The sequence below is a fragment of the Sphingomonas sp. DBB INV C78 genome, assembly GCF_042693015.1.
In the GTDB taxonomy this organism is placed as follows: Bacteria; Pseudomonadota; Alphaproteobacteria; order Sphingomonadales; family Sphingomonadaceae; genus Sphingomonas_E.
On the sequence record NZ_CP170544.1, the window covers coordinates 4,558,186 to 4,570,671 of the forward strand.

Consider the following 12,486-nt stretch of genomic DNA (forward strand, 5'->3'; position numbering starts at 1 on the left):
CGGCAATGGACTAACTCAGCCCCAGCGCGGTCGCCGCCCAGAAGGTCGCGCCCGCCGCAATATAAGCCAGCACGAAGAGATAGCTGAGCGCGAACAGCGGCCAGCGCCAGCCATTGGTCTCACGCTTGATCACCGCGATCGTCGACAGGCATTGCGGCGCGAAGACGAACCACATCAGGAAAGCGAGCGCGGTCGGCAGTGGCCAGCGGCCACGCAGCCGCTCGGTCACCGATTGCTCCAGCGCCGCCTCATCGCCTTCCTCGATCGAATATACCGTGCCGAGCGCGGCGACAGCCACTTCGCGCGCGGCCATGGCGGGGATGATCGCCAGCGCAATCTCGTGATTGAAGCCGATCGGACGGACTACGGGTTCGAGCACGGAGGCGATTCGGCCGGCGGCCGAATGCTCCACCTGACTCTGGCCTTCGGGCGCCTGCGGGAAACTCAACAGCACCCACAGCAGCAAAGATGCGGCGAGAATCAGCGTGCCGGCGCGGCGAAGGAAGATCCAGGCGCGCTGGACGAGGCCGATGGCGATGTCCCGCGGGTCCGGCCACTGGTACCGCGGCAATTCCATCATGAACGTGCCGGCCGCACCCCGCGTCACCGTGCGGCGCAGCAGGAAGGCGGCGAGCATCGCACCGACGATACCGACGATATAGAGACCGAACAGCACCAGCCCTTGGAGGCCGATGCCATAACCCACGTCGCGCGCAGGGATGAAGGCGCCGATGATCACGGCATAGACCGGCAGGCGCGCCGAACAGGTCATCAACGGTGCGATCAGGATCGTTGTCAGACGGTCCTTGGGATCGTCGATCGTCCGCGTCGCCATGATGCCGGGAATCGCGCAGGCGAAGGAGGAGAGGAGCGGAATGAAGGCGCGGCCGGAAAGCCCGACGCCCGCCATCAACTTGTCCATCAGGAATGCTGCCCGGACCATATAGCCCGACGCTTCCAGCACGAGGATGAACAGGAACAGGATCAGGATCTGCGGCAGGAACACCACCACCGATCCGACGCCCGCGATCAATCCATCAACCAGCAATGACCGCAGCAACCCCGGCGCGAGCCGGTCGGCGATGCCGCCCTGCAATGCCGCAAAGCCGTCCTCGATCCAGCCGATCGGCGCTTCGGACCAGGCGAACACCGCCTGGAACATCACGAACAGCAGGGTCAGCAGAATAGCGAGGCCGGCAACCGGGTGGAGCAGGACGCGGTCGATCCGCTCCTCGATGCTGTGATGCACGTCCGGGCGGATCGTCACAGCGTGGGCGATCGCGCGGGCGCGCCGCTGGAGGGCACTGAGATCCTGATGCGCCGCCGCGTCATGTGGTGCGGGTACGGCGGAGCCGATCGCGGCACCCAGGGCGGCGCGCAATTCCTCGAGCCCGCGGCGGCGCACGGCGACCGTCGGGATGACGGGAATGCCGAGCTCGCGCGACAGCGCTTCCGGGTCGACCTTCAACCCGTCGCGCTCGGCCATGTCGATCATGTTGAGCGCCATCACCGTCGGCAGGCCGAGCTGGATGAGCTGAAGCGCGAAGCGCAGATGATTGTCGAGATTGCCGGCATCGACGACGATCACGATGGCCGCCGGCGGTCGCTCACCCGTCTGGTGGCCGGTAACGACGTCGCGTGTCACCGCCTCGTCGGGGCTGCCCGGGTCAAGGCTGTAGGTGCCGGGCAGGTCGACCAGTTCGACCGGTCGGCCGTCGTCGAGCGCGAAGCGCCCCGATTTCCGTTCGACGGTGACGCCGGGATAATTGCCGACCTTCTGCCGCGCGCCGGTCAGCGCGTTGAAAAGGGCGCTTTTGCCGGCATTGGGATTGCCGACCAGCGCGACGAGCGGGGCCTGGTTCATGCCTTATGGTCGGTGGCGTGTTCGGCGACGCGAATCGCAAGCGCCACGCGGCGGCGGAGCGCCACCGTCATCCGGCCCACGCGGCAGGCCACGGGATCGCGGCCGATCGGGCCGTTGTGGAGTTTCTGGACGATCACGCCCTCATCGAAACCGAATTCGCGCAGGCGCTTGGCTTCGGCCGGGCCGATATCTTCCCAGTCGATTGCGGAAACCACGGCGTTCCGCCGCAGCGGCAGATCATCAAGACGCAAGGATGTCACCCGACAGAAAATGCTCTGCAAGTGATTATCAATAGGATCAGCAAAAGGCCAGCACGATCGTCAGCGCGCCGGATAGCGTAGCCGGCCGAAGAAACGGGCGGGGCTGAAATAGCGGTCGGCATCGGGTTTCATCTGCGCCTTCAGCTTCTCGAACCGCATCACATTGTCGATGCGCCGCGCCAGGAAGCCACGCGTGGCGGCGAAGTCGTCGCTCTCATCGTCGAGGAACACCATCAACGTCGCGGCATAGACGGCGGCCAATGTCGTCCGCTTGGTATAATGGGCGAAATCGGTCGAGACATCGCCGGCCGCGCGCCACATCGTGTCCGCCGCGCGCCAGCCGAACTGGATACCCCGCGCGGCGTTGGATGGCTTGGCGAGGATGGTCAGTGCGCGGCGCAGCGCCTCCCGGTCGGCGTCCACCAGTTCGAGCCGCATCGCGATGAGCGCGGTGATCCGCTCGCGGATCTTCATCGCCGCCAGCCGCTCCTTGGGCAGCGCTTCGAGCATCGCCGTGTCGATATGCGCGAACCAGGCGTCGATCATGTCGACCGCGCCACCGGGAAAGGCGAGCGCCGCGCGCCCCGGCGGCAGGCCGATTTCCGCGCCGGCTGCGTCGAGCGCCGCCGTGCCCCAGCCGTCAAAGGCGGCATGGCGGGGGATGCGGGGGCCGAGCGCGGTGCGCAACTCGTCGAGCGTCAGATCGGGCACGGTGTCGGTCATCCGCCCACCATAGGCCGCGGGTCGCCAGAGGCCAATATCCGTGACAGCCGAAACGACCACGTATAGACTCGCTGACCGCGGGGCGTTGGCCTGCTCCGCGATATATAGGGGAGGCCAATTTGGCGAAATTTTTCAGCAACTTGTGGGCGGTTCTCGCCGTCAGTGTCGCACTTCTGGTGATTGTCGCGTTCTGGGCGCACGGGGCCTATGGCAACCCGGCGGCTTATTATAACGGCTTCTTCCGCTTCCTCCATGTGCTGTTCGGCATCATGTGGATCGGGTTGCTCTATTATTTCAACTTCGTGCAGATCCCGACCATGCCCAAGGTTCCAGCCGAACTGAAGCCGGGCGTATCCAAATATATCGCGCCCGAAGCCCTGTTCTGGTTCCGTTACGCGGCCTTGTTCACGGTCATCACCGGCCTGCTCGTCGCTTGGCTGAATGGCTATGTTCATGAAGCGCTGGCGTTCCAGCCCGGCTTCCGGCTGATCGGCCTCGGCATGTGGCTGGCGCTGATCATGGCGTTCAACGTCTGGTTCCTGATCTGGCCGAACCAGAAGCGGGCGCTGGGCATCGTCCCCGCGGAGGATGCGGTGAAGGCGAAGTCGGCGACGACGGCGATGATCTTCTCGCGCACCAACACGCTGCTTTCGATCCCCATGCTCTATTGCATGGTGACGCAGGGCGCGCTGGGCGGTCTATAAAGCTTAGTCCGGCCGGATCGTCCGTCAGCGGCGATCCGGCCGCCTTACCAGCACCAGGGCCACTGCGATCGCCACGGCGCCGATCGCGTCCACGGTGCCCAGCCTCTCGTCATAGACGGACCAGCCCACCGCGGCGGCGACCACCGGCTGGATCAGCAGGCCGATGCCGATCACCAGCGGCGGCAAATGGCCGATCGCATAGACGATCAGCCCCTGGCCGATCACCTGGCTGCCGATCGCGAGCAGCAATAGCGGCGTCCACGCCCCCGGCCACACCGTCTCACCCATGGCAAAAGCGAACAGCAATAATGGCAGCGTGCCGAAGACCGTCGCCAGCGCGATCGTCGGCAGCGGCTGCAGCCGTCCGCGCGCGCTGCCCACCGCGACCAGGTAGAAGGTGTAGAGGATGCCGGCGAGGATGCAGAGCAGATCGCCGATCAAATTCTCCGGCGAGAGCTGGTAGGACCGCCCCATCAGCAGCACCGCCCCCGCCGCCGCCAGCGCGAGCGCGAAGGCCTGCATCCGCCCCGGCAGCGCGCGGGCGATGATGAAGCCATAGATCGGGAAAGTCAGGCTGGTGATGTTGCCGAACAGGGTGGCGTTGGCGAGCGTCGTGTGGAGGATGCCGACATGCCATGCGGCGAGGTCCGCCGCGAAGAACAGGCCGCCCAGTGCCAGCACCGTCCACATTCGGCGCGGCATCGCCGTCACCGGCTGGCGGGCGAGTTGGCACAGGATCAGCAGCAGCGGTGCCGCAATGGCGAGCCGCCAGAAGCCGGCCGCCACCGGCCCGACATCGGCCAGCCGCACGAACCAGGCACCGAAGGCCAGCGCGATATTCGCCGCCACCATCGCCGCGAAGGCGAGCGCGGTCGTCCTGCGCTCGTGGCTATCGGCGGATGAAGTTATTTTTGGGCTGGGCGAGTCGTGCATCCTGCCATCTGGCTCCCTATCTCCCGCCAGTCCAGTTGCAAAAGGGAACTGATCTATGCCTTCCCCCACCAGATCGTCGCTGTTCGATCCGATCCGTCTCGGCGCCGTCGAAGCCCACAACCGCATTCTCATGGCACCGCTCACCCGTGCGCGCGCCACCCGCGATCATGTGCCGACCCCGATCATGGCCGAATATTATGCGCAACGCGCCAGCGCCGGGCTGATCCTGTCCGAAGCGACCGGCATCAGCCAGGAAGGCACGGGCTGGCCCCATGCGCCGGGCCTGTGGAGCGACGAGCAGGTCGAAGCGTGGAAGCCGGTGACCAATGCCGTCCACAAGGCCGGCGGCCGCATCTTCGCGCAGCTCTGGCATATGGGCCGCGTCGTCCATCCGAGTTTCCTCGATGGTGAGCCGTCCGTCTCCGCCTCGGCGACGACCGCGCCGGGCAAGGCGCACACCTATGAAGGCAAGCAGCCTTATGGGGAGGCACGCGCGCTCCGCCTCGACGAGATTCCGCGTCTGCTGGAAGATTATGCCCGCGCCGCGCGCAACGCGATTGCCGCCGGCTTCGACGGCGTCCAGCTTCACGCCGCCAATGGCTATCTGATCGATCAGTTCCTGCGCGATGGCTCCAACCATCGTGACGACGCCTATGGCGGCCCGATCGCCAACCGTATCCGCCTGCTGACCGAAGTGGTCGAAACGCTGGTCGATGCTGTGGGCGCGGATCGCGTGGCCGTACGCCTGTCGCCCAATGGCGAGATCCAGGGCGTCGACGACAGCGATCAGGAAGCCCTGTTCACCGCCGCCGCGAAGGCGCTCGACGCTTTCGGCCTCGCCTTCCTCGAACTGCGTGAGCCCGGCCCCGACGGCACGTTCGGCGCATCCGATCGACCGCCGGTGGCGCCGCTGATCCGCAAGGCCTTCACCGGCACGCTGGTGCTCAATTCCGATTATGTCGGCCAGACGGCGCAGGCGCTGCTTGATGCCGGCATCGCCGACGCGGTGAGCTTCGGCCGCACCTTCCTCGCCAATCCCGATCTGCCGCATCGTCTCGCCAACGGCCTGCCGCTGCAGAAGGACGATCCGCGGACGTGGTACAGCCAGGGGGCGGAAGGCTATATCGACTATCCTGCGGTGGCCTGAACCACCGTCTCTCTGCGCCGCCGCCTTTTTCGGGGCGGCGGCGCTTGACGCCATCGGGCGGCGCCCGCAATCCTCCGCGCCATGCTGCCGCCATCCACTGTCGCCATTGCCGACATCGCCCATACCATCCAGCTTGCGGTTGCGCCGGTCTTCCTGCTGGCCGGCATTGGCAGCATCCTGAACGTGCTGGCCGGGCGACTGGCCCGCGTCGTCGACCGTTCCCGCCAGTTGGCGCGCGAATTTACGCCCAACGATCATCCCGATCATGAAGCGCAGGTCCATGAACTGCGTCTGCTCGACAAGCGGATCATGCTCGCCAACTGGGCGATCTTCCTCTGCACGGCGAGCGCGGCCTTGATCTGCGCGGTCGTCGCCGGCCTGTTCATCGCCGATCTGGCCAGCCTGGGCTTCGCGCGGACGATGGCGGTTGGTTTCGTGATCGCGATGCTGCTGCTGATTTCGGGGCTCGGCCTGTTCCTGATCGAGGTGCGCGTCGCGCTCACCACGATCCGCGTGCGCGAGGAATTGCTCGAACAGCGCACCAATCGCCGTAGCTGGCGGCGATGACGCCCGCAGCCGAACGGCGGCTGTTGCAGCTTGCCGTCGCCATCGCCTGCCTCGTCCCCCTGACGATCGGCGCAGCGAGCGTGGCGCTTGGACCGTCGGCGATCGCCCGCGGCCTTGCCGTCAGCGCAAGCTTCGACAGCCATTTCCGCTATCTCTCCGGTATCTTCCTCGCGCTTGGGCTGGGCTTTGCGAGCTGCGTCCCGGCGATCGAGGCGCGCGGCCCGCGCTTTCGCTTGTTGGGCGCGATGGTCGTCGCCGGTGGTCTTGCCCGTCTACTCTCGCTCGGCATTGTCGGCTGGCCGGGGGCGGGCCATCGCTTCGGGCTGGTGATGGAATTGGGCGTTGTCCCACTGCTGATGCTCTGGCAGGCGCGTGTGGCTCGGAGGTCGAGCCGGCAGGAATATGGTTGATTCGCGCCTCTTCCGTTCGGCTGACCGCGCCATATGTTGCCCGCAAGGCCTTGCCCCGCTAATCGGGGCATCCACCAGCGGGCGCAAGGAAACGACCTGATGTATCTCGTAGGGGCGCTGCTCAGCGTCATCGACCTCCTCATCAACATTCTGGTTGCGATCTTCATCGTCCAGATGGTGCTGTCGCTGCTGGTCGCGTTCAACGTGATCAACACCTACAACGAATTCGTTCGCCGGCTGATGTATGCGCTGGATCGCGTGACGGAGCCGCTCTTGCGGCCGATCCGCCGCTTCATGCCTGATCTGGGCGGGCTCGATTTCTCGCCGATGGTGCTGATTTTGGGCCTTGTCATCCTCCAGCGCGTGCTCGCCGGCCTGGCGATGCAAATCTACGCAGGCTGATCTCCACGGAAGGGCCAGGCGCCTGGAAGCCCGTCGACGGCGGTATCGAACTCGCTGTCCGGGTCACGCCGCGCGGGGGTCGCGATGCGCTGACGGGGCTGTGGCGCGATGCTGCGGGCCGATGCTATCTGGGCGTGAAGGTGGCCGCGGCGCCGGCCGACGGCGCCGCCAATGATGCGGTAAGGGCGCTGCTGGCGAAGCGGCTGGGGCTGGCGCGCGGGGCGGTCGAACTGGTCCACGGGGCGACGGCGCGGGAAAAGAGATTTCGGCTGACGGGCGATCCGGCAGCCTTGACGGCGAAACTTGCAGAGATGGAACAGGCGGAATGAGCGCGGATCGGATCGACGGCAAGGCATTTGCGGCCGGCTTGCGGGATCGGCTGGCGGCGGCAGTGCCCGGCTTCAAGACGGCGACCGGCCGGGTGCCGGGCCTCGCCGTCGTGCTGGTCGGCGAAGATCCGGCAAGCGCCGTCTATGTCCGCTCCAAGGGCAAGGCGACGATCGAGGCCGGCATGGAGAGCTTCGAGCACAAGCTGCCGATCGACACGTCCGAAGCCGATCTGCTGGCCGTCGTCGATCGGCTGAACCGCGACGATGCGGTCGATGGCATCCTGGTCCAGTTGCCGCTGCCGAAGCAGATCGACGAGCAGCGCGTGATCGCCGCGATCGATCCGGACAAGGATGTCGATGGCTTCCACATCGCCAATGCCGGCCGGCTGGCCGTAGGGCAGGAAGGCTTCGTGCCCTGCACGCCGCTCGGCTGCCTGATGCTGCTCAAGGACAAGCTCGGCAATCTGTCCGGCAAGGAAGCGGTGGTGATCGGCCGTTCCAACATCGTCGGCAAGCCGATGGCGCAATTGCTGCTGGGCGAGAATTGCACCGTCACCATCGCGCATTCCCGCACCCAGGATCTGCCTGGCGTCGTCCGCCGCGCGGATATCGTCGTCGCCGCCGTCGGCCGGCCGGAGATGGTGAAGGGCGACTGGCTGAAGCCGGGCGCGGTGGTGATCGATGTCGGCATCAATCGCGTGCCGGGATCGGAAGAAGGCAAGACGAAGCTGGTCGGCGACGTCGATTATGCCAGCGCCGCCGAAGTCGCTTCGGCGATCACGCCGGTGCCGGGCGGCGTCGGGCCGATGACGATCGCGGTCCTGCTCCGCAACACCGTGGTCGCGGCCTATCGCCGCGCCGGCCTGCCCGCGCCCGCCGGCCTGTGATCGAACTCTTCGTCTCCGCCTTCGTCACCTTCTTCGTGGTGATCGATCCGCCTGGCTGCGCGCCGATCTTCGCCAGCCTCACCGCTGGTGCCGCGCCCGCGCATCGCCGGGCGATGGCGATCCGCGCCGTCTTGGTCGCCGCGAGCATCCTGATCGTCTTCGCCTTGTTCGGGGAGGATTTCCTCCGCGCGCTCGGCGTCAGCCTCGATGCCTTCCGCATCGCCGGCGGCATCATGCTGTTCCTGATCGCGCTGGAAATGGTGTTCGAAAAGCGCACCCAGCGGCGTGAGGACCGGGCCGAGAAGGTGAAACAGGAACATGTGGAGGATGTGTCGATCTTCCCCATGGCGATCCCGATGATCGCGGGGCCGGGATCGATTGCCAGCATCATGCTCGCGATCGGCAAGACGGAAGGCTTTGCGGAAGGTGCGGTCGTGCTCGGCGCGATGGCCGCGATCCTGGCACTCACGCTGGCCGCTTTGCTCGCCGCCGGCCCGCTGATGCGGCTGGTCGGTCAGAATGTCGAAACGGTGGTGACGCGGCTATTGGGCGTGATCCTCGCGGCGCTCGCCGCGCAGTTCGTGATCAACGGTATCCACGGCTCTTTCGGCTGAACCTAGCTCCGCACGCGCCACAGCTTGAACGGAGACTCCTTGGGCAGCGCCACGGGCTCCAGCCAGGCGGGAACCTTGCCGTCGCGAAGCTGGACGTAGAAGCCGTTCTTGGCTTCCGCCGCATAGACGGTGGATTCGGACATGCCGGGGCAGATCAGCACCATGGTCACGCCATGCTTGCGGACGATGGCGTGGGCATTGTCCGCGGTTCCGCGGAAGGCGTGCTGCACATCCAGGATCGCCTCGCCATTGCGGTGATAGGGGCCGGCGATCGCGCGATGCTTGGTCACGTTGATCAGGCGCGGCCCGAAATCGACGAAGGTCAGGATCGTCGCCGGCGGGATCAGCGCGATCGGCCGCAGCGCCGGCAGCGTCGGGCATTTGCGGTTCGCATTGCTCACCGCCTTGCGATATTTGCCTGGCTTGGCCGTGGGTATCGCATCCACCGTCATGCGGACGGCCGATCCGGTGATGACGAGCAGGATCAGCGCGGGCACGGCCACGCGCATGAGGACGTTCGTGCTCCGCCGCACCATCGGCAACAGCACCCAGCCGATCGCCGTGGCGCCGGGTATGGCGAGCATCTGCGCGGCCGCGCCGGCGCGCAACTGCCACAGCAGCAGGACCGCCGCGCTCAGCGCCATCAGCCCGACGCCGAGCCAGGGAATGAACCGCTCCGTGCCGCGCGTCTTCCACAGGCTCCAGCCCGCCCCGATCAGGCCGATGATCGGCAGTGTCGCCAGCGGCACCGCGATCCGCCAGTCATGGCGGTAGATCGGCCGCGCCTCACGGACATGGCTCAGCCACAGTTCTTCGAGCTCGGGCGACACGCCTTCGGGGCGCGACAGGCAATGCGGCCAGGCAAGTGCGAAACAGCCGAGGATCAGGCCCGCCGCCACGACCGCCAGCGCCATGCGGACCGGCCAGTTCTTCGCGGGGATGAAGGACAGGCCGACGACCAGTGCCCCGCCGCCCAGCGCCGCGGAAAGCCACACCGGCGACAGCGCATCGCAGACCGGCGCGCGATTGGCGTAGGACGCGAAGAGCAGATAGCCCAGGGTGCACCCTGCCGCCAATGCCGCGCCATAGGCCCGCAGCCGCGTACCTTCCGCGCCGTCGATCACCCAGCGTAAGCCGGTGATGCCGGCCGCGAGCGCGAAATAGGGGAAAAGCTCCATGCCGATGGTCAGCGACAATGCGGTTGCGATGCCCAGCGTCACGCCGCCGCGCGCCCGCGCCGGATCGGCGATTCCTGCGACCGCCAGCGCCAGGCAGGCAAGCTGCCAGCCATGATGGTCGATGCGCAGCGGCGTGAACATGCCCATCGTCTGTGTCGTGCAGACAAGGATCAGGATGGCGAGCGGATAGGCCGACGGCGCGATCAGCCGCCGCACGGCGAGCGACAGCGCGACCATCGCTCCACCCAGCGCCAGCAGCGGCGCGATCGCCGCCGCCCATTTTTCCGCGAGAACGCCGCCGAAGAAGGGCTTGATCGCCAGGATCAGCCCCGCGATCGGAATATCGACCAGCCGCGACCAGTGGATATTCGCGCCGCCCGGCGGATCGAGCTTATATTGGCGCAGGTCGAACCAGCCCTGGCCCTGCAGCCAGGCGCGTACTTCGGCCATGCGCAGATTATCGTCGGTGTCGCCCAGCGCGAACCAGTGGATCGCACCCCATTTCATCGCGATCAGCATGAAGGCCGTGACGGCCCAGAACAGCAGTAGCCACCGCAGCCAGTGGCGTCCCAGCAGATCGTCTTGCGCGCTTCCCATAGTCGTCTTCCGCCATTAGTGGCTCATTGCCAAAGGGCAAGCGGATCAAGATGAACATCACAGGCGGCCGCTGGGCGCATCATCGGGAATTGTTCGGGCAACTCGTCCGCTACGCGATCAGCGGTGGCCTCTCGTCGATGGTCCATCTCGGCCTTTACTGGTCGCTGGCTGAGCTGGCTCATATCGCGCCCCTGGTCTCGAACGTCATCGGCTTCGTCATTGCGCTGATCGTCGGCTACATGATCCACAGCCGCTGGAGCTTTCGCGGCCATGGCCGGCGCGGCAACCTCGCGCGGACGGGCGGGCGCTTCGTCGCGGTCAATCTCGTGGGCCTCGCGCTCAACAGCTTCTGGGTGTGGCTGCTGGTGGAATATCTGGGCGGCCAGACCTGGTGGCCGATGCCGCTGATGGTGACGGCGACGCCGCTTGCGGTCTTCTGGCTCAACCGCAAATGGGTGTTTGCGTAGCTGCCGTCATCCCAGCGAAAGCTGGGATCTCGTGCGGCAAATATGTCGTCCTTGCCTGCTGAGATCCCAGCTTTCGCTGGGATGACGGTCAAATTTATTGCCAGGGCAGCCGATCGAGATCGACATTCCCGCCGGACAGAATCACGCCCACCCGCGCGTCCTTGAGGTCGACCTTTCCTTCCAGCAGCGCCGCCACCGGCACCGCGGCGCTGGGCTCGATGACGATCTTCATCACTTCCCACACCAGCCGCATCGCATCGACGATCGCGGCCTCGCTGACGGTGACGAAATCGTCGAGCAACACCGTCAGAATATGGAAGCCATTGACGCCAAGCGTCGTGCGCAACCCGTCCGCGATGGTGTTCGGCGGATCGCCGGCGGTGCGCTCGCCCGTTTTCCACGAACGAAAGGCATCGTCAGCCTGCTCGGGTTCGGTCGCGATGATACGGATGCCGGGCTGCATGTGCCGGGCGACCACCGCCGTGCCGGACATCAGCCCACCGCCACCGACCGGCGCGACGATCGCGTCGAGCGGCCCCACTTCTTCCAGCAGTTCCAGCGCCGCCGTCCCCTGGCCCGCAATCACCAGCGGATCGTCATAAGGGTGGACGAGCGTCGCGCCGCGGCTGGCGGCGATCGCGTCGGCGGCGGCTTCGCGGGCCGTGATGGTCGGCGCGCAGAACTCGATCTGCCCGCCCAGCCGTCGCACGGAATCGACCTTCGCCTGGGGGGCATTTTCCGGCATCACGATGAAAGCCGGGATGCCCCGCGTCGCGGCGGCGAGGCTCAGCGCCGCGGCATGATTGCCCGACGAATGGGTGACGACGCCGCGTTCGGCCGCCGTTTCGTCCAGCGCCAGCACCGCATTGTGCGCGCCGCGGGCCTTGAAGGCGCCGATCCGCTGGAAATTCTCGCACTTGAACGCGATCTTTGCCTTCAGGATGTCGTCCAGCCGGTGCGACCGCATCACCGGGGTATGATGGACATGCCCCTCGATCCGCGAAACGGCGGTCGCGATGTCGATGAAGGTGACGGGCAGGTCTGCGCTCATGGCTGCTTCACCTTCTTTCGGGGTTTCTTCTTCGCCTGGCCGCGAACGCCCGCGGCGATGGCGATCTCCGCCCAGCGCCGCATCTCGTCCGGATCGTCATGCACATCGCCGGGCGCCCGACGATAGTTCATCGATTCTAGCCGATCTCGCATCTGATAGGTGAAGCGATCGCAACCGGCTTCGTCCCATATCGCATCGCTCTCGGCGTCGGCCTTGAACCACAGTTCCTCGTCGCCGAGAATCGCGAAGATCGTGCCGTCGCAATAAAGCACGCGCCCGCCCATCATCGCCCGACTGGTCACCGTACCCAGCGGCGCCAGTGCTTCCTCGATCCAGGCGAGAAGGCCACTCAT

General features: G+C 66.4%; 16 protein-coding genes. 9 read left to right on the forward strand and 7 right to left on the reverse strand.

All coding sequences use genetic code 11. The features are described from left to right. Positions 1-10: 10 nt before the first annotated feature. The 3 genes from feoB to ACFB49_RS21750 form a co-directional block, all read right to left on the reverse strand. A complete protein-coding gene (gene feoB, locus ACFB49_RS21740; RefSeq protein WP_380873700.1) occupies positions 11-1,864 on the reverse strand; it encodes a ferrous iron transport protein B in 1,854 nt (617 codons plus the stop codon). Next, positions 1,861-2,115 (reverse strand): ferrous iron transport protein A, encoded by a 255-nt coding sequence (locus ACFB49_RS21745; protein WP_380873702.1) that lies wholly within the window; start codon positions 2,113-2,115, stop codon positions 1,861-1,863. The genes feoB and ACFB49_RS21745 overlap by 4 nt, the downstream gene beginning before the upstream one ends. Positions 2,116-2,184: 69 nt before the next feature. Beyond that, positions 2,185-2,847, reverse strand: a complete 663-nt coding sequence (locus tag ACFB49_RS21750; protein WP_380873704.1) for a COQ9 family protein — start codon at positions 2,845-2,847, stop codon at positions 2,185-2,187. A gap of 179 nt (positions 2,848-3,026) precedes the next feature. On the opposite strand from ACFB49_RS21750, the gene ACFB49_RS21755 reads away from it, so the two are divergent. Next, positions 3,027-3,551, forward strand: a complete 525-nt coding sequence (locus ACFB49_RS21755) for a urate hydroxylase PuuD (protein WP_380880076.1) — start codon at positions 3,027-3,029, stop codon at positions 3,549-3,551. A 24-nt stretch (positions 3,552-3,575) separates the two neighbouring features. Here ACFB49_RS21755 and ACFB49_RS21760 read toward each other — a convergent pair whose 3' ends face one another. Continuing rightward, a complete protein-coding gene (locus ACFB49_RS21760; RefSeq protein WP_380873706.1) occupies positions 3,576-4,484 on the reverse strand; it encodes a DMT family transporter in 909 nt (302 codons plus the stop codon). A gap of 55 nt (positions 4,485-4,539) precedes the next feature. On the opposite strand from ACFB49_RS21760, the gene ACFB49_RS21765 reads away from it, so the two are divergent. The 7 genes from ACFB49_RS21765 (at position 4,540) to ACFB49_RS21795 (ending at position 8,840) form a co-directional block, all read left to right on the forward strand. Further along, positions 4,540-5,631 carry an alkene reductase gene (locus ACFB49_RS21765; protein WP_380873708.1) on the forward strand — a complete coding sequence of 364 codons (1,092 nt, stop codon included), beginning with the start codon at positions 4,540-4,542 and terminating at the stop codon, positions 5,629-5,631. 81 nt (positions 5,632-5,712) lie between these two features. Continuing rightward, positions 5,713-6,198 (forward strand): DUF2721 domain-containing protein, encoded by a 486-nt coding sequence (locus tag ACFB49_RS21770; RefSeq protein ID WP_380873709.1) that lies wholly within the window; start codon positions 5,713-5,715, stop codon positions 6,196-6,198. Beyond that, positions 6,195-6,608 (forward strand): DUF4345 domain-containing protein, encoded by a 414-nt coding sequence (locus ACFB49_RS21775; RefSeq protein ID WP_380873711.1) that lies wholly within the window; start codon positions 6,195-6,197, stop codon positions 6,606-6,608. The genes ACFB49_RS21770 and ACFB49_RS21775 overlap by 4 nt, the downstream gene beginning before the upstream one ends. A 99-nt stretch (positions 6,609-6,707) precedes the next feature. After that, positions 6,708-7,010 carry a YggT family protein gene (locus ACFB49_RS21780; RefSeq protein ID WP_380873713.1) on the forward strand — a complete coding sequence of 101 codons (303 nt, stop codon included), beginning with the start codon at positions 6,708-6,710 and terminating at the stop codon, positions 7,008-7,010. Positions 7,011-7,054: 44 nt separating this feature from the next. After that, positions 7,055-7,339: a DUF167 family protein gene (locus ACFB49_RS21785; protein WP_380880078.1), complete on the forward strand. Its 285-nt coding sequence runs from the start codon at positions 7,055-7,057 to the stop codon at positions 7,337-7,339. Then, positions 7,336-8,226, forward strand: coding sequence for a bifunctional methylenetetrahydrofolate dehydrogenase/methenyltetrahydrofolate cyclohydrolase FolD (folD, locus tag ACFB49_RS21790; protein WP_380873715.1), 891 nt, complete (start codon positions 7,336-7,338; stop codon positions 8,224-8,226). The genes ACFB49_RS21785 and folD overlap by 4 nt, the downstream gene beginning before the upstream one ends. Further along, entirely contained in the window at positions 8,223-8,840 is a 618-nt protein-coding gene (locus ACFB49_RS21795; protein ID WP_380873717.1) for a MarC family protein, read from the forward strand. Before folD ends, ACFB49_RS21795 begins: the two co-directional genes overlap by 4 nt. Before the next feature lie 2 nt (positions 8,841-8,842). Here the strand turns inward: ACFB49_RS21795 and ACFB49_RS21800 are convergent, their stop codons facing one another. Beyond that, a complete protein-coding gene (locus ACFB49_RS21800) occupies positions 8,843-10,615 on the reverse strand; it encodes an AcrB/AcrD/AcrF family protein (protein WP_380873719.1) in 1,773 nt (590 codons plus the stop codon). Positions 10,616-10,665: 50 nt separating this feature from the next. Here ACFB49_RS21800 and ACFB49_RS21805 point away from each other — a divergent pair, with 50 nt between their 5' ends. Continuing rightward, positions 10,666-11,082 (forward strand): GtrA family protein, encoded by a 417-nt coding sequence (locus ACFB49_RS21805; RefSeq protein ID WP_380873720.1) that lies wholly within the window; start codon positions 10,666-10,668, stop codon positions 11,080-11,082. A 94-nt stretch (positions 11,083-11,176) separates the two neighbouring features. On the opposite strand, the gene ACFB49_RS21810 is transcribed toward ACFB49_RS21805, so the two are convergent. Both ACFB49_RS21810 and ACFB49_RS21815 read right to left on the reverse strand, forming a co-directional pair. Continuing rightward, entirely contained in the window at positions 11,177-12,133 is a 957-nt protein-coding gene (locus ACFB49_RS21810) for a threonine/serine dehydratase (RefSeq protein ID WP_380873722.1), read from the reverse strand. Beyond that, positions 12,130-12,486, reverse strand: a complete 357-nt coding sequence (locus ACFB49_RS21815) for a TfoX/Sxy family protein (RefSeq protein WP_380873723.1) — start codon at positions 12,484-12,486, stop codon at positions 12,130-12,132. Before ACFB49_RS21815 ends, ACFB49_RS21810 begins: the two co-directional genes overlap by 4 nt.